The following is a 15,992-nucleotide window of genomic DNA, read 5'->3' on the forward strand; positions in this document are numbered from 1 at the left end:
GTACGGGACTTCCTGGCCCGCCGTACCGGGGTCGCGGCCGCGCAGGCCGCGCTGGACGCGGCCACCCAGGCCCTGGTGGACGAGGCGCCCGGCGCGGACGACGCGTACGCGGAGGGCCTGGACCGCTGGCTGGACCTCGGCGGCGCCGACCTGGACGAGCGGGCGGAGGAGGCCGCGGGTTCGCTCGGCCTGGGGGTGAGCCTCGACGAGCAGATGCGCGCGCTGTCCGGCGGCCAGGCCGCCCGCGCCGGCCTGGCCTCGCTGCTGCTGAGCCGCTACGACGTGTTCCTGCTGGACGAACCCACCAACGACCTCGACCTGGACGGGCTGGAGCGGCTGGAGAAGTTCGTCACGGGCCTGCGCGCCGGCACCGTACTGGTCAGCCACGACCGCGAGTTCCTGGCCCGCACCGTCAACCGGGTGGTCGAACTCGACCTCGCCCAGCAGCAGGTGGCCACCTACGGCGGCGGCTACGCGGCGTACCTGGAGGAGCGGGAGACTGCCCGCCGGCACGCCCGCGAGGAGTACGAGGAGTACGCCGACACCAAGGCGGGCCTGGAGGCCCGGGCCCGGATGCAGCGCGGCTGGATGGACAAGGGCCTGCGCAACGCCGTCCGCAAGCAGCCCGACAACGACAAGATCGCCCGCAAGGCCCGGACGGAGAGCAGCGAGAAGCAGGCCGCCAAGGCCCGCCAGACCGACAAGATGATCGAGCGGCTGGACACCGTCGAGGAGCCCCGCAAGGAGTGGGATCTGCGGATGGAGATCGCCGCCGCGCCCCGCTCCGGCGCCGTGGTCGCCACGCTCCGGCAGGCCCGGGTGCGGCGCGGCGCCTTCGAGTTCGGGCCGGTCGACCTCCAGATCGACTGGGCGGACCGGGTGGCGATCACCGGCGCCAACGGCTCCGGCAAGTCCACGCTGCTCGCCGCCCTCCTCGGCCGGCTGCCCCTGGACGAAGGGCACGCCACCCTCGGCCCCGGCGTGGTGGTCGGCGAGATCGACCAGGCCCGCGGGCTCGTCCGCGGCGACGCCACGCTGCTCGACGCCTTCCGGGCGCCCGCGCCCGACCTCGAACCCGCCGACATCCGCACCCTCCTGGCCAAGTTCGGGCTCAAGGCCGCGCACGTGCTGCGCCCTGCCGCCACCCTCTCCCCGGGCGAGCGCACCCGCGCCGCCCTCGCCCTCCTCCAGGCCCGCGGCGTCAACCTCCTCGTCCTCGACGAGCCCACCAACCACCTCGACCTGCCCGCGATCGAGCAACTGGAGTCCGCGCTCGCCTCGTACGAGGGCACGCTTCTCCTCGTCACCCACGACCGCCGCATGCTCGGCGCGGTGCACACCACCCGCCGCATCGAGGTGGCCGCGGGCCGCATCACCGAACACTGACGCGCACCGCCGGCCGCCGGCCGCGGGGGACCGGCCGGCGCGGCGGAACGCGTCAGCGGGAGTACCTCACCCGGCCGGCCCGGCTCACGGGCCCCGGGTTCGCCAGGGCCCGGGGTGCCGGCCCCGCTCACCTGGACGGCCTCACCGGGACGGCATGATCGCCTCCGGATTTCCGGGGCCTCCCCGCCCCGGACGTGGTCCCCGGACTCAGGTCCCCGGACGTGGTCACGTGGTCACGTGGCCCGGGTCGCCTCGTGGGCGACCCGGACCACGTGGTCTCGGTGCGGCTGAGCGCAGCGGATCAGCTCACGTTGACCGCCGTGTCGTCCAGCAGGAACGACGTGGCGTAGAGGGAGTCCTCGGAGCCGGTGAACTTGAGGGTGAAGGTCTTGCCGATCTGGGCGGAGACGTCGATCGTCTTCAGCACGTACCCGCTGGTCGCGTTGACGTTGGAGTACGTGGCGAGGGTGGTGGAACCGGCCGCGACGGTGAACTTGTCGTAGGCGGTGGAACCCGTCTCATCCGTGCTGATGTAGACGTAGAAGGACAGGCTCGCGGTGGTGCAGGTGGCGGGGATCGTCACCGACTGGGAGAGCGTGTCGGTGTGGGTGGTGCCGTAGCCGTCGAACCACGCCTTGTAGGAGCCCGAGTGCGCCGGGGCGCTGGTGCTGTTGTCGATGACGCTGGAGGACGCGGTCCAGCCGGTCGAACCGGACTCGAAGCCGGGGTTGGTCAGGAGCTGGGAGGCCGTGCAGCCGCCGCCCCCGCCGGAGGTGCTGACCGTCCAGGTGAAGGACGTCGAGCCGGACGCGTTGGTGCCGTCCTTGGCGGTGACCGTGACGCTGGAGGTGCCCGCGGTGGTCGGGGTGCCGGAGATCAGCCCGGTGGAGGCGTTGATCGACAGGCCGGCCGGCAGGCCGGACGCGCTGTAGCCGAGCGTCTGGCCGGAGGCGGAGTCACTGGCCTGGATCTGGAGGCTCGCAGCGGTGCCGGTCTGGGTGGACTGGTTGCCCGGGTTGGTGACCGTCACGGTGTTGCCGCCGGTCGAACCGCCGTTGGTGAAGGCGGCCGTGCCGTTGGGCGTACCGAGGCCGGTCGGGCCGTCGTAGCCGGGGCCCGCGGTGCACAGGTAGCTGCCGCTGCAGCTGCCGTTGGAGCCGCTGGTCACGTCGTTGAGCGAGCCGGTGTGGGAGTACGGGTAGGACGCCGGGGTGGTGCCGGCGGCCGGGGTGCCGGCCAGCGCGTAGACCGAGGCGATGATCGGCGACGAGGCGCTGGTGCCGCCGTACTGCTGCCAGCCGCTGGCGCCGTAGGAGTCGTAGACGGCCACTCCGGTGGCCGGGTCGGCGACCGCGGAGACGTCGGAGATGGTGCGCTTGGAGCAGCCGGTGTCGGTCTGCCAGGTGGGCTTGGCGTCGTAGGACGAGCAGCCGGAGCCGGTGCCCTCGGTGCTGGAGGTGTTCCAGACGGACTCGGTCCAGCCGCGGCTGGTGCCGCTGGCGCGGTTCAGCGCGGTGCCGCCGACCGAGGTGACGTACTTCGAGGCGGCCGGGTACTCCGCGCCGTAGCCCTCGTCACCGGCGCTGACGGTGATCGCGACGCCCGGGTGGTTGAAGTACGACGAGTCGTAGCTGGTGTCGGAGGAGGACTCGCCGCCGCCGTAGCTGTTCGAGACGTACTTCGCGCCGAGGGTGACCGCCTCGTTGACCGAGGTGCCCAGGTCGCTCATGCTCGCGCTGGTCGCCTCGACGAGCAGGATGTGGCACTGCGGGCAGACCGCGCTGACCATGTCCAGGTCGAGCGAGATCTCGCCGGCCCAACCGGAGTCGGCGGTCGGGTAGCTGGTGCCGCCGGTCTGGTTGACCTTCTTGAAGCAGCCGTTGGCCGTGGTGCAGGCCGGCAGGCCGTACTGCGAGCGGTACGTGGCCAGGTCCGCCTCGGCGTTCGGGTCGTCCTGGGCGTCCACGATGCCGACGGTCTGGCCGGAGCCGCCGCTCGGCAGGGCGTACGCGCTCGCCAGGTCGGTGGGGCCGTAGCCGGACGGAGTGGCGTTCGGGCTGATGCCGAGGTGGTGCGCGATGTCGGTACGGGCCAGCGCCATGCAGGCCATCTGACCGCTGCTGGGGGTCGCGCACAGGTGCTGGGCGTTCTTGCCGGCGGCGGGGCCGGCGGCCGCGGTGCCGTTGCTGTTCGCCGCGGGTGCGGCGGCGGAGGCCGTGCTGGTGGCGGGGGCCGCGGTGGCGGCGGTGGCGGCGTACATGCCGCCGGTCAGGAGCGCGCCCGCGGCGACCGCCGCGATGGTGGCGCGCCGGAAGACCCGTCTGACCGGGCCGGTACTGAGCTGCAATGAACTGCCCTCCATGGGGGGATCGGCTGACGAGGGCGTCCACGACCGAATGTGTCAAGGGCATGACAATCGATGTCGTGGCGTCGCCTGGACTTCACGTGGCGCACGTTCACTGGTGGTGCGAGGCGGGAACGGGGGGCGCGTGAACGGGGTGGAGCCGGGGGAAACGGGCGGCGCCGGTGGAGCCGGTGAGATGTGTGGAACCCGTGGAACAGGTGGAGCCGACGCCAACTTCTGTTCACTGCCACCCCGTTGAGTGGTGACGAGATGAAGGTAGTGAGGAGTACCGTCAAGGAACTACCGGGTGTTGGTAAAGGATTGCCCTCGACTTGTCCCCGAGTGCCCCCCCGGTCGCTTCCGCCGGACGATCTCCGCCGTATACGGTCGTGATTCATGGAGACGGAGGAAGAGCCGGTCGGCGACCTGGTCGCGCTGGGTCTGGCACGCTACGAGGCCCGGGTCTACCTCGCTCTGGTCCGCCGCGAGTCCTACACGGCCGCCGAGGTCGCCCGCGAGGCCGACGTGCCGCGGCAGCGGGTCTACGACGTGCTCGACGCGCTGGTCAGGCGGCGATTGGCCACCACCAGGCCGGGCCGGGTCGCCACCTTCTCCGCGGTCGCGCCCGAACTCGCCGTCGCCCGGCTGATGGCGCATCAGCGCGAGACCCTGGAACGGCTGGACCGGATGTCCTCCGCGCTCACCGCGGCGCTGCTGCCGGTCTGGACCGAGGGCCGCACCCAGACCGTGCCGATGGACTACGTGGAGATCCTGCGCGACCCGAAGTCGATCGCCGAGGCGTTCTCCGACATCCAGGCGCAGGCCCGGCACGAGCTGCTGAGCTTCTGCAAACCGCCCTTCGTCGCCTCCCCGCTGAACGCCACCGGCATCAAGGTCGTACGGCGGCTGCGCCGCTGCGGCGGCTCGGTCCGGGCGATCTACACCAACGAGGCGCTGGACGACCGCGAGGTGCTGGAGAACGTGCGGAGGTTCGGTGCGGCGGGGGAGGAGAGCCGGTTCGCCGCGGAGTTGCCGCTGAAACTGGTGGTGGCCGACGCGTCGCTCGTCCTGTGCGACATGCCCGACCCGGTGGCCGGTACCGACGCGACCACCGCGCTCTACATCGAGCACCCGGCGCTCGCCGCGTGCCTGCGGCTGGCGTTCCTCACGGTGTGGGAGGGCGCGCAGACCGTGCCGAGCGCGCGGCCCTGACCGCCGCAACGCGCCGGTCCCGGCGCCGCCAACACCCGACGTGCCCAGGTCCGGGAGCTACAGTGACCGCGTGGCCGTGTTCCTGCTCGGGGTAGGTGCCGCCTGCTGCCTGGGTCTGGGATTCGTGCTGCAGCAGCGTGCGGCAGCCCGTGCGCCGCGCGCGGACATCCTCTCCTTCCGGCTGCTGCTCGACCTCATCCGGATGCCGGACTGGCTGCTGGGCGTCGGCTTCATGGTCGCCGGCCAGGTGCTCAGCGCGATCGCGCTCACCCAAGGCGAGGTGTCCCTGGTCGAGCCGCTCACCGCCACGAACCTGCTGTTCGCGATGGCGCTGTCCCGCTGGCTCACCCGGCAGCCGCTCGGCTGGAGCGGCTGGGGCGGGGTGGCGCTGCTCGCGCTCGGCGTGACCGCCTTCATCGTCGCCGGGCAGCCGCACGGCGGCGGGCACGTCGCGAGCACCCTGCGGCACTGGCTGGTGTTCGGCATCGTGGCCGGGCTCGCGCTGCTGGTCACCCTCTTCGCGAAGGGGCTGCAGCCGTCCTCCGAGGCCACCTTCCTCGCCCTCGCCGCCGGACTGATCTACGGGCTCCAGGACGCCCTCACCCGTATCTGCGGGTCCATCGTCGAGGACGACGGAATCGACCGGCTCGTCGTGAGCTGGCAGCCCTACGCGGTGCTCGGCATCGGCATCACCGGGATACTGCTGGTCCAGTCCGCCTTCGAGGCCGCGCCCCTGCGGATGTCCCTGCCCGCGCTCACCGCGGCACAGCCGCTCGCCGGCATCGCCTGCGGTATCGGCTTCCTAGGCGACCAGATCCGGGTCACCCCGCTGGCCCTCGCCTTCCAGGCGGCCGGGCTCGTCGCCGTCGTCGTCGGCGTCCTGCTGCTCGGCCGCCACCCGGCCATGCCCCAGGGCCCCTCCAAACGCGAGAAGCCGGGCGCAACGCGCGTGGCCTAGCTGTACTGACCTGTGAGGTTGGGGACGCGGGGAACGGCGTGATCAGCCACAGTGGGCGGGTGGCCGCGTGACGGGCTTACGGGGCCGGGTGGGGCGTCGCGGAGGACCAGGTGAACGCGGGGGCTCGGCCGGCGAGGAAGGCGGCGGCGCCTTCGGTCGCGTCGGCGCCGTCGGCCACCTGCCGGGCCCAGTAGGCGGCGCGCTCGGGGGAGAGCGGGCCCGCCGCGAACTCCTTGGCGGCGGCCTGGGTGAGCCGCGACCGGGCCACCACGACGTCCGCGAACTGGCGCACCCGGGCGTTCAGTTGGTCGTCGTCGGGGAGCACCTCGTCGACGAGGCCGGTACGCAGCGCCCGCTCCTCGCCGATCAGCTCGGCGGAGTAGAGCAGGTACTTCGCGGTGCCGGGCCCGGCGAGGGCCACGAGGCGGCGGGTGGAAGCGGCCGGGTAGACGATGCCGAGCCGGGCCGGGGTCACCCCGAACCGCGCCCCCCGCGCGGCGAACCGCAGGTCACAGGCGACCGCGAGCTGGCAGCCGCCGCCGACACAGAAGCCGCGCACCGCGGCCACCGTGGGCTTGGGGAACGCCGCGAGTGCCTCCTCGGCCGCGAGCGCGGCCTCCTGCACGGCCCGCCGCCCCTCGGGATCGGTCAGCTCGGCGATGTCCGCGCCCGCGCTGAACGCCTCGCCCTCACCGGTGAGCACCAGCAGCCGCACCCCGGGATCGGCGGCCAATCCGGCCAGCACGTTGGGCAGTACCCGCCACATGGCGAGCGTCATCGCGTTGCGCCGGGTGGTGTTGCTGATGGTGACGGTCGCGGCACCGTCCTCGGTGCTCACCAGCAGACCGGGGCCGAACCGGGACATCAGGTGCTCCTTCGTACGTGCACGTGCACCGTCCAGGTGCCGCCGGACGATCCTAACCACGCGTGCCGCCCCGGCCCCGACCGCCCCAACCACGCACCTGGCGATCGGGATCAGGCCCCCTCGCGATCGCCACCGGTCCGATCCGATCGCGAAACGCGCAAAGTCGCGGAGTTCCGCTCTCCCGCACGTGCAGGTGCAATAGACGCGGACACTCGACGGGTGAGGCTGATTCTCCCGGTTCCCCCGGTCCCCCTGGTTGCCACGGTTCCCCCGGCGTATGCCTCGGCAGGCCCTATCGGACGACGTCACGCGAAAGCGATGGTGGGTGCGGTCATGGAGGTCCGCGGGAGTGTCCCGCTCGGTCAGGCCCCGACTCCGGCTCCGATTCCACGACCGGACGAAGGGGTCTGGCGGTTCACCGCCCCTACGGTCGACGCCTCGGTGCCGCAGGTGCGGCACGGCGTGCGCGCGCTCGTCCGCGAGCAGGGCGTCCCCATCGACGACGACACGCTCTTCGGCCTGCTGCTGATCCTCTCCGAACTGGTCACCAACGCGGTGAAGCACGCCGCGGTGCTCTCGCCCGAGGTCGCGGTCGAACTCGCGGTGGGACCCGAATGGATCAGGATCGCGGTGGAGGACAACCACCCGTACCGGCCGAAGGCGCTGGAGACCGACCACGCGCGCACCGGCGGGCGCGGCCTGGTGCTGGTCAAGACGATCACGGACGAGGCGGGCGGCTCCTGCGACATCGCGCAGACCCCGAGCGGCGGCAAGGTGATCTGGGCGGCGCTCCCGTTGCGCCCGACCATGCCCTGACCGGGCGCGACCGGGCGCCTGTGGGGACGCCCCGACCGCGGCCCAGATCACCTGCCGTGCCACCTGCCGCGCACCGCGGCCGGACCGGGTACGGCCGCGGCCCGGCGTCTCCCCGTCACCAACCCGCGGTGCGGGTCGCCCGGTTCACCAACCCGCGGTGCCGGTCACCTCGCGTACCGCGGGCAGCGCCGCGTCCAGCACGGTCTGGAACCACGCCGAGAACGGGCCGTCCGCGCGCAGCTTCGCCAGTTCCTCGGGAGTGGCGAAGAGCGTCTCGTCGATCTCCTCCGGGTCCGGCCGCAGCGGGTCGCGGACCAGGCCGACGTAGAGGTGGTTGTACTCCTGCTCGACCAGGCCCGAGGCCGGGTCCGGGTGGTTGTAGCGGACCGTGCCCGCCTCGCGCATCAGCACCGGCGCGACCCCCAACTCCTCGGCGGTGCGCCGGGCGGCGGCCACGAACGGCTGCTCACCGGGGTAGGGGTGCCCGCAGCAGGTGTTGGACCACACGCCGGGGGAGTGGTACTTGCTCAGCGCCCTGCGCTGGAGCAGCAGCCGGCCCTCGTCGTCGAAGAGGAAGACCGAGAACGCCCGGTGCAGCCTGCCGGGCGCGAGATGCGCCGACAGCGTCTCCGCCGTGCCGATGGTGACGCCGTTCTCGTCGACCAGTTCGAGCATGATCGGTTCTGCGACCCCGTTCGGGGACGGCATGGTGGAGGGGGAGCCGGGTCGGCCGGTGGCAGGACTGGTTGGCATTTCCATCCTTAGCGTTCGACGACAAGCTCTTAGTCTGCCTCACCGCCGCCGCGGTTCCGCGCCCGCATCGCCCCGCCGCCCCGGCGTCCGGGGGCGCGCGGGTGGTCGCATGGGGACGGCGGGCGCCGTCAGCGGCACAGCCCCGGTTCGTGGGCCGCGTGCCCGGCCGGTTCGAGCTGGAAGGTGCAGTGCTCGACGTCGAAGTGCGAGCCGAGGCAGCCCTGGAGGTCGTGCAGCATCCTTTCGTATCCCACCGCGTCCAGTACGTCCTGGCTCACCACCACGTGCGCCGACAGCACCGGCAGGCCCGAGGTGATGGTCCACGCGTGCAGGTCGTGCAGTCCCTCGACGCCCGGCAGCGTCTCGATGTGCTGCCGCACCTGCTGCATGTCGACGCCCTTGGGCGCCGCCTCCAGCAGGACGTCCAGCGCCTCCCGCATGAGCTGCCAGGTGCGCGGCACGATCAGTACGCCGATCAGCAGCGAGGCCACCGCGTCGGCCTGCCGCCAGCCGCTGACGAGGTAGACCACCGCGGCCACCACCACCGCGAGCGAGCCGAACGCGTCGGCCATCACCTCCAGGAAGGCGGCCCGGACGTTCAGGCTCTCCTTCTGGCCGGCCATCAGCACCACCAGCGACACCGAGTTCGCCACCAGGCCGATCACACCGAAGACGATCGTGGCCCCGCCGTCGATGCCGTGCGGGGTGATCAGGCGGCGGATGCCCTCGTAGAAGATGAAGACGCCTACGGCCAGCAGCAGCAGCGCGTTGAGCCCGGCGGCCAGGATCTCGGCGCGGGCGTAGCCGAAGGTGCGGCGCTCGCTCGGCGGGCGGGCGGCGACGTGCACGGCGAGCAGTGCCATCGCCAGGCCCGCCGCGTCGGTGGCCATGTGACCCGCGTCGGCGAACAGCGCGAGCGAACCGGTGAGCAGGCTGCCGGCCACCTCGGTGGCCAGTACCAGCAGGGTGATCGACAGGGCGATCCGCAGCCGGCCGCGGTGGGCTCCGCCGGCGGTGGCGGCGACCGGGCCGTGCTGGTGGCCATGGCTGTGGCCATGACCCTGTCCGTGGCTGTGACCGATCCCTGCCCCCATCGGCAAGGCCCCCTTCCGCATGCGCCTGACGCCCGCTGAACGCTTGCCCGGCGTGGTCCGGCGGCCAGTCAACACCGGTTACCCACCGTGGGCAAGCCGATACTGGAGACCGTTGTCATGTGCGGTGACCTGCGGTGGTGAGGTGACCCTCATCAGTCGCGGAAAGTGATCCGCGGGGTCGTAGGGAGGCATGGATGCCCCAAGGTTGTGAGGGGCGCCCGGAATCGAGGATGATGATCACACCGGACGGGCCAAGTTCAGGCGAACACGCAGTGAACGACTGCCGACCCGCATCCGATAACCTCGCCGTCGTGTCCGGCCCGGAGCCGCCTGCCGCGGCCTCGCCGGTGCGCCTTCGTACGCATTCAGGGAGTGGGTTCCTCTGTCGACCGCAATTCTCACCGGCCCGCCCGGCGCCGGGACGCCGTCGCCGCTCGCGGACGACCTGCGGGCCCTGGGATTCCAGGTCGTGGAGGCCGACGGGCCGAGCGCGGTGGCCGCGCGCGTCGCCGACGCGCCGCCCGCCGAGCGCGTCGCGGTCGTCGACCGCCGCTTCCGCGGCCACCGCCACGCCCTGCGGCTGGCGCTGACCGACCCCCGCTTCGACGCCGGCGCCGTGCCCGGCGCGCTGGCCGTGCAGACCGCTGCCCGCCCCGCCCTGGGCAGGGCGCTCGCCGACCTGGCCGGGAACGGCGCCGGCGGCCCCTCGGCGGTGACGGGCGGCCCGGCAGCACCGCAGGGCGGTGCGCCGACCGCCACGGTCGCCGACGGCGACGTGCTCGCCGACGTGCTCGCCGAGGAACTCGGCCGGCAGGGCGCCGAACCGTACCGGCCGGAACTGGGCGTGCTGGTGGCCCGGGTGGCCCGCGACCCGCAGGAGCAGGCCGCCGCGGCCGAGGCGATCGCCGGCGTCGACGAGGAGGCGGTGCGGCTGCGCAGCGCGGTCAAGTCCCGCGACGGCTTCTTCACCACGCACTTCATCAGCCCGTACTCGCGCTACATCGCGCGCTGGTGCGCCCGGCGCGGTCTGACCCCGAACCAGGTCACCACCGCGTCCCTGCTGGTCGCGCTGATCGCCGCCGGCTGCGCGGCCACCGGCACCCGCGCCGGCTACGTCGCCGCCGGCGTGCTGCTGCTCGCCTCGTTCGTCCTGGACTGCACCGACGGCCAGCTCGCCCGCTACTCCCTGCAGTACTCCACACTCGGCGCCTGGCTGGACGCGACCTTCGACCGCGCCAAGGAGTACGCGTACTACGCGGGCCTGGCGCTGGGCGCGGCCCGCGGCGGGCATGACGACGTGTGGGCGCTCGCGCTCGGCGCGATGGTGCTCCAGACCTGCCGGCACGTCGTGGACTTCTCCTTCAACGAGGCCAACCACGCCGCCGCCGCCAACACCAGCCCCACCGCCGCCCTGTCCGGGCGGCTGGACAGCGTCGGCTGGACCGTGTGGGTGCGCCGGATGATCGTGCTGCCGATCGGCGAGCGCTGGTTCCTGATCGCGGTGCTGACCGCAGCCACCACGCCCCGGATCACCTTCGTGGTGCTGCTGATCGGCTGCGGCCTCGCCGCCTGCTACACCACCGCCGGCCGGGTGCTGCGCTCGCTCACCCGCAAGGCGAGGCGCACCGACCGCGCCGCACTGGCACTGGCCGAGCTCACCGACAGCGGACCGCTGGCCGAGGCCGTGGCGCGCCTGGCCGCCCCGCTCGCCCGGCGGCTGCCCGCCTTCGCGCCGCCGCTGTTCGCCGCGATCGGCGCCGGCGCGCTCACCGCGACCGCCGCACTGGCCGCGCGCGGCACCTGGTGGGTGGTCGCGGCCGCCGTGCTGTACGTCGTGACCAGTGGAATCGCCGTCGCCCGGCCGCTGAAGGGCGCGCTGGACTGGCTGGTGCCGCCGTTCTTCCGGGCCGGCGAGTACGGCGCGGTGCTGGCACTGGCGGCCGTCTCCCAGGTGAACGGGGCGTTGCCCGCCGCATTCGGGCTGGTGGCCGCGGTCGCCTACCATCACTACGACACGGTGTACCGCATCCGCGGCGGCACCGGGGCGCCGCCCCGCGCACTGGTGCGGGCGGCGGGCGGACACGAGGGCCGGGCGCTGCTGGTGGCCGTCCTGTCGGCGGCCCTGGTCGGTGGAGCCCACCGCACCGGCTTCACCGCCGCGCTGACGGTGCTCGCCGCCGTACTCGCGCTGCTCGTCCTCATCGAGAGCATCCGCTTCTGGGTGTCCTCGGGGGCGCCCGCCGTACACGACGAATCAGGAGAACCCGCATGATCGGCCTGGTGCTGGCGGCAGGCGCAGGACGGCGTCTGCGGCCGTACACGGACACGTTGCCGAAGGCGCTGGTGCCGGTCGGACCGGACGGCGCCGCGGACGGCCCGACCGTACTCGACCTCACGCTGGGGAACTTCGCCGCGGTCGGCATCAAGCGGGCCGCGGTCGTGGTCGGCTACCGCAAGGAGGCGGTGTACGCCCGCAAGGCGGCCCTGGAGGCCCGCTACGGCGTCGAGTTGACCCTGGTCGACAACGACAAGGCCGAGGAGTGGAACAACGCCTACTCCCTGTGGTGCGCGCGCGACGTGCTGCGCGAGGGAGTGATCCTGGCCAACGGCGACACCGTCCACCCGGTCTCCGTCGAGCGGACGCTGCTGGCCGCCCGCGGCGAGGGCCGCCGGATCATCCTCGCGCTGGACACGGTCAAGAAGCTCGCCGACGAGGAGATGAAGGTCGTCACCGAGCCGGGCCGCGGGGTGCGCCGGATCACCAAGCTGATGGACCCGGCCGAGGCCACCGGCGAGTACATCGGCGTCACCCTGATCGAGGCCGACGCGGCCGCCGACCTCGCCGACGCGCTGAAGGTCACCTACGAGCGCGACCCGGACCTGTACTACGAGGACGGCTACCAGGAACTGGTCAACCGCGGCCACACCCTGGACGTGGCGCCGGTCGGCGACATCCCGTGGGTCGAGATCGACAACCACGCCGACCTCGCCCGTGGACGGGAGATCGCGTGCCAGTACTGACCCGGCTGGTCCCCTCGCCGGTCGTCGTCGACATCCGCGGGGGCGCGCTCGCCGACCTCTCCCGGCTGCTCGCCGACCAGCGGATCTCCACGGCCGGCAAGATCGCCATCGCGGTCAGCGACGGCTCCGGCGCCCGCCTGCGCGAGCGGCTGGCCCCCGAACTGCCCGGCGCCGACTGGTTCCCGGTGGCCGGCGGCACCATCGACGCCGCCGTGAAGCTCGCCGACGCGATGCGCGGCAGCCACTACGACGCCGTGGTCGGCCTGGGCGGCGGCAAGATCATCGACGTGACGAAGTACGCCGCCGCGCGGGTCGGGCTGCCGATGGTGTCGGTCGCCACCAACCTCTCGCACGACGGCATCTGCTCGCCGGTCTCCACCCTCGACAACGACAACGGCAGCGGATCGTACGGCGTCCCGACGCCCATAGCGCTGGTGATCGACCTGGACGTGGTCCGGGAGGCGCCGCCCCGCTACGTCCGGGCCGGCATCGGCGACGCGGTCTCCAACCTCTCCGCGCTCGCCGACTGGGAGCTGTCGCACCGCGAGACCGGCGAGCGGGTCGACGGCCTGGCCGCCGCCATGGCCCGCACCGCCGGCGAGGCGGTCCTGCGGCACCCCGGCGGCATCGGCGACGACGAGTTCCTCACCGTCCTCGCCGAGGCCCTGGTGCTGTCCGGCCTCGCCATGTCGGTCAGCGGCGACAGCCGCCCGGCGTCCGGCGCGTGCCACGAGATCCTGCACGCCTTCGACCTGCTCTTCCCGCAGCGGGCCCCCGCACACGGCGAAGGGGCCGGCCTCGGCGCCGCCTTCGCGATGCACCTGCGCGGCGCCCGCGAGCAGTCCGCGCTGATCGCCGCCACGCTGCGCCGGCACGGGCTGCCGGTGCTGCCCGAGCAGATCGGTTTCTCCGCCCAGGAGTTCGTCGAGGTGGTGCGCTACGCACCGCAGACCCGTCCCGGGCGGTACACGATTCTGGAACACCTCGACTTGTCCGCCACCGAGATCAGGGACGCATACGCCGACTATGCCAAAACCATCAGTAGCTGAGCTGCGCCCCGTCGTTCATCCGGCGGGCGTCAAGGACCGGCGCAGCGGCGAGCACTGGGCCGGTCGGCTCTACATGCGCGAGGTGTCGCTGCGCATCGACCGGCACCTGGTCAACACCCGTGTCACCCCCAACCAACTGACCTACGTGATGACCGTCTGCGGCGTGCTCGCCGCCCCGGCGCTGCTGGTGCCGGGCATAGCCGGCGCCGTGCTCGGCGTGGTCGCGGTGCAGCTCTACCTGCTGCTCGACTGCGTCGACGGCGAGATCGCGCGGTGGAAGAAGCAGTACTCGCTGGCCGGTGTCTACCTCGACCGGGTCGGCGCCTACCTGACCGACGCCGCCGTGCTGGTCGGCTTCGGGATGCGCGCCGCCGACATCTGGGGCAGCGGCCGGATCGACTGGCTGTGGGCCTTCCTGGGCACGCTGGCCGCGCTCGGCGCCGTCCTGATCAAGGCCGAGACCGACCTCGTCGGGGTCGCCCGCCACCAGGGCGGGCTGCCCCCGGTCAAGGAGTCGGCGTCCGAGCCGCGCTCCTCCGGGATGGCGCTCGCCCGCCGGGCCGCCTCTGCGCTGCAGTTCCACCGGCTGGTGCTCGGTATCGAGGCGTCGCTGCTCATCCTGCTGCTGGCGGTCGTCGACCAGATCCGCGGCGACCTGTTCTTCACCCGGCTCGGCGTGGCGGTGCTGGCCGGCATCGCGCTGCTGCAGACCCTGCTGCACCTCGTCTCCGTCCTCGCGTCGAGCAGGCTGAAGTGAGTACCCCGCTGACGGTCGGCGCCGTCATCATCACCATGGGCACCCGCCCCGCCGAACTGCAGGACCTGCTGGACTCCGTGGCGAAGCAGCAGGGCGCGCCGATCGAGGTGGCGCTGGTCGGCAACGGCTCCCCGCTGCCGGTGATGCAGCGCGAGCACCTGCGCACCGTCGAACTGCCGGAGAACCTGGGCATCCCCGGCGGCCGCAACGTCGGCATCGAGCTGTTCGGCCCCGGCGGCCGCGACGTCGACATCGTCCTCTTCCTCGACGACGACGGCCTGCTGCCCGGCGACGACACCGGCGAACTGGTCCGCCAGGCGTTCGCGCAGGACCCCGAACTGGGCATCATCAGCTTCCGGATCGCCGATCCGCAGACCGGACAGACCCAGCGCCGGCACGTCCCCCGGCTGCGCGCGTCCGACCCGATGCGCAACTCCCGGGTGACCACCTTCCTCGGTGGTGCCTGCGCGGTGCGCACCGAGGTCATCCGGCAGGCCGGCGCGCTGCCCGAGCAGTTCTTCTACGCCCACGAGGAGACGGATCTGGCCTGGCGTGCCCTGGACGCCGGCTGGATGATCGACTACCGCTCCGACCTGGTGCTGCTGCACCCGGCCACCTCGCCGGCCCGGCACGCGGTCTATCACCGGCTGGTGGCCAGGAACCGTGTCTGGCTGGCCCGGCGCAACTTGCCGTGGCCCCTGGTGCCGGTGTATCTCGGCGTATGGATGGCGCTCACCTTGGTGCGCCGGCCCTCCGGCACCGCGCTGCGCGCGTGGTTCGGCGGCTTTCGTGAGGGCTGGGCCACACCGTGTGGTCCGCGACGGCCCATGCGCTGGCGTACGGTATGGCGGTTGACCCGGCTGGGCCGACCCCCGATCATCTGACAAGCTCGGACCTGAGAGCATCAGGCGCAGTCCGGGAACCCCTGCACCCGGCGCGCACATTGAGGACGAAAGTGTCAACTGTGAGCGATACAACGCACAATGGTGCGGTCGCCGTCGGTGCCCCGCCGGTGCCCTCGGCTCTTGACAACGGCCTCAGCCCCTCGGAGCTCGCGGCCAAGTACGGCTTGTCGGTCAGTGGTGCTCGGCCCGGGTTGGTGGCTTATACCCGTCAGTTGTGGGGTCGTCGACATTTCATCAACGAGTTCGCGAAGGCGCGGACGGCGGCGCAGTACACGCAGGCGCGGTTGGGTCAGTTGTGGCAGGTGATGACGCCGTTGCTGAATGCGGCGGTGTACTACCTGATCTTCGGGATCCTGATCGGTACGCATCGGGGTATCGACAACTTCATCGCGTTCCTGGTGACGGGTGTCTTCATCTTCACGTTCACGCAGTCGTCGGTGCTCAGCGGGGTGAAGTCGATCTCGGGCAATCTGGGGTTGATCCGGGCGTTGCACTTCCCGCGGGCGTCGATGCCGATCGCGTTCACGTTGATGCAGTTGCAGCAGTTGATGATGTCGATGTTCGTGTTGCTGGCGATTGTGTTGATGACCGGCGAGGTGCCGGACATGCGGTGGTTGCTGATGTTCCCGGCGTTGTTGTGCCAGTGGGTGTTCAATACCGGGTTGGCGTTGATCGTGGCGCGGTTGGGCAGCAAGATGACGGACTTGTCGCAGTTGATGCCGTTCATGTTGCGGACGTGGATGTACATGTCGGGGGTGATGTACTCCATTACGAAGCTGACGACGACGGCGCCGCATCTGCTGCGGATTCTGCTGGATGTGAATCCGGCGGC

14 protein-coding genes are annotated in these 15,992 nt (G+C 72.2%); 10 read left to right on the plus strand and 4 right to left on the minus strand.

Features of this window, described 5'->3' with window-relative positions:
• On the plus strand, positions 1-1,386 hold a 1,386-nt coding region (locus tag AC13HU_RS13305; RefSeq protein ID WP_483042035.1), incomplete at its 5' end, for an ABC-F family ATP-binding cassette domain-containing protein.
• Positions 1,387-1,687: 301 nt separating this feature from the next.
• Here AC13HU_RS13305 and AC13HU_RS13310 read toward each other — a convergent pair.
• A complete protein-coding gene (locus tag AC13HU_RS13310) occupies positions 1,688-3,748 on the minus strand; it encodes a putative Ig domain-containing protein (protein ID WP_483042036.1) in 2,061 nt (686 codons plus the stop codon).
• Between the two features lie 378 nt (positions 3,749-4,126).
• Here AC13HU_RS13310 and AC13HU_RS13315 point away from each other — a divergent pair, with 378 nt between their 5' ends.
• Together AC13HU_RS13315 and AC13HU_RS13320 are read left to right on the plus strand one after the other, a co-directional pair.
• Positions 4,127-4,942, plus strand: coding sequence for a TrmB family transcriptional regulator (locus AC13HU_RS13315; RefSeq protein WP_483042037.1), 816 nt, complete (start codon positions 4,127-4,129; stop codon positions 4,940-4,942).
• 70 nt (positions 4,943-5,012) lie between these two features.
• Positions 5,013-5,900 (plus strand): DMT family transporter, encoded by an 888-nt coding sequence (locus AC13HU_RS13320; RefSeq protein ID WP_483042038.1) that lies wholly within the window; start codon positions 5,013-5,015, stop codon positions 5,898-5,900.
• A 76-nt stretch (positions 5,901-5,976) separates the two neighbouring features.
• Here AC13HU_RS13320 and AC13HU_RS13325 read toward each other — a convergent pair whose 3' ends face one another.
• Positions 5,977-6,765, minus strand: a complete 789-nt coding sequence (locus tag AC13HU_RS13325) for an enoyl-CoA hydratase/isomerase family protein (protein WP_483042039.1) — start codon at positions 6,763-6,765, stop codon at positions 5,977-5,979.
• Positions 6,766-7,098: 333 nt separating this feature from the next.
• Between AC13HU_RS13325 and AC13HU_RS13330 the strand changes: the two genes are divergently transcribed.
• Positions 7,099-7,581, plus strand: coding sequence for an ATP-binding protein (locus AC13HU_RS13330; RefSeq protein WP_483042040.1), 483 nt, complete (start codon positions 7,099-7,101; stop codon positions 7,579-7,581).
• A 144-nt stretch (positions 7,582-7,725) separates the two neighbouring features.
• Here AC13HU_RS13330 and idi read toward each other — a convergent pair whose 3' ends face one another.
• The gene (gene idi, locus AC13HU_RS13335; protein ID WP_483042041.1) at positions 7,726-8,334 is read right to left on the minus strand and encodes an isopentenyl-diphosphate Delta-isomerase; all 609 of its coding nucleotides are present in this window, start codon (positions 8,332-8,334) and stop codon (positions 7,726-7,728) included.
• A gap of 128 nt (positions 8,335-8,462) precedes the next feature.
• On the minus strand, positions 8,463-9,428 hold the full coding sequence (locus tag AC13HU_RS13340) for a cation diffusion facilitator family transporter (RefSeq protein WP_483042042.1): 966 nt from the start codon (positions 9,426-9,428) through the stop codon (positions 8,463-8,465).
• Between the two features lie 382 nt (positions 9,429-9,810).
• Here AC13HU_RS13340 and AC13HU_RS13345 point away from each other — a divergent pair, with 382 nt between their 5' ends.
• The 6 genes from AC13HU_RS13345 to AC13HU_RS13370 all read left to right on the plus strand — a co-directional run.
• The gene (locus AC13HU_RS13345) at positions 9,811-11,700 is read left to right on the plus strand and encodes a DUF5941 domain-containing protein (protein ID WP_483042047.1); all 1,890 of its coding nucleotides are present in this window, start codon (positions 9,811-9,813) and stop codon (positions 11,698-11,700) included.
• Positions 11,697-12,449 carry a phosphocholine cytidylyltransferase family protein gene (locus tag AC13HU_RS13350; protein ID WP_483042043.1) on the plus strand — a complete coding sequence of 251 codons (753 nt, stop codon included), beginning with the start codon at positions 11,697-11,699 and terminating at the stop codon, positions 12,447-12,449. The genes AC13HU_RS13345 and AC13HU_RS13350 overlap by 4 nt, the downstream gene beginning before the upstream one ends.
• Positions 12,437-13,498, plus strand: coding sequence for an iron-containing alcohol dehydrogenase family protein (locus AC13HU_RS13355; protein ID WP_483042044.1), 1,062 nt, complete (start codon positions 12,437-12,439; stop codon positions 13,496-13,498). The genes AC13HU_RS13350 and AC13HU_RS13355 overlap by 13 nt, the downstream gene beginning before the upstream one ends.
• Complete coding sequence (locus AC13HU_RS13360; RefSeq protein ID WP_483042045.1) at positions 13,476-14,255, plus strand: CDP-alcohol phosphatidyltransferase family protein; 780 nt, start codon at positions 13,476-13,478, stop codon at positions 14,253-14,255. The genes AC13HU_RS13355 and AC13HU_RS13360 overlap by 23 nt, the downstream gene beginning before the upstream one ends.
• An 8-nt stretch (positions 14,256-14,263) precedes the next feature.
• Positions 14,264-15,139 (plus strand): glycosyltransferase family 2 protein, encoded by an 876-nt coding sequence (locus tag AC13HU_RS13365; protein WP_483042048.1) that lies wholly within the window; start codon positions 14,264-14,266, stop codon positions 15,137-15,139.
• Between the two features lie 80 nt (positions 15,140-15,219).
• On the plus strand, positions 15,220-15,992 hold a 773-nt coding region (locus tag AC13HU_RS13370), incomplete at its 3' end, for an ABC transporter permease (protein WP_483042046.1).

It is taken from the genome of Streptomyces sp. NH27, assembly GCF_056859195.1.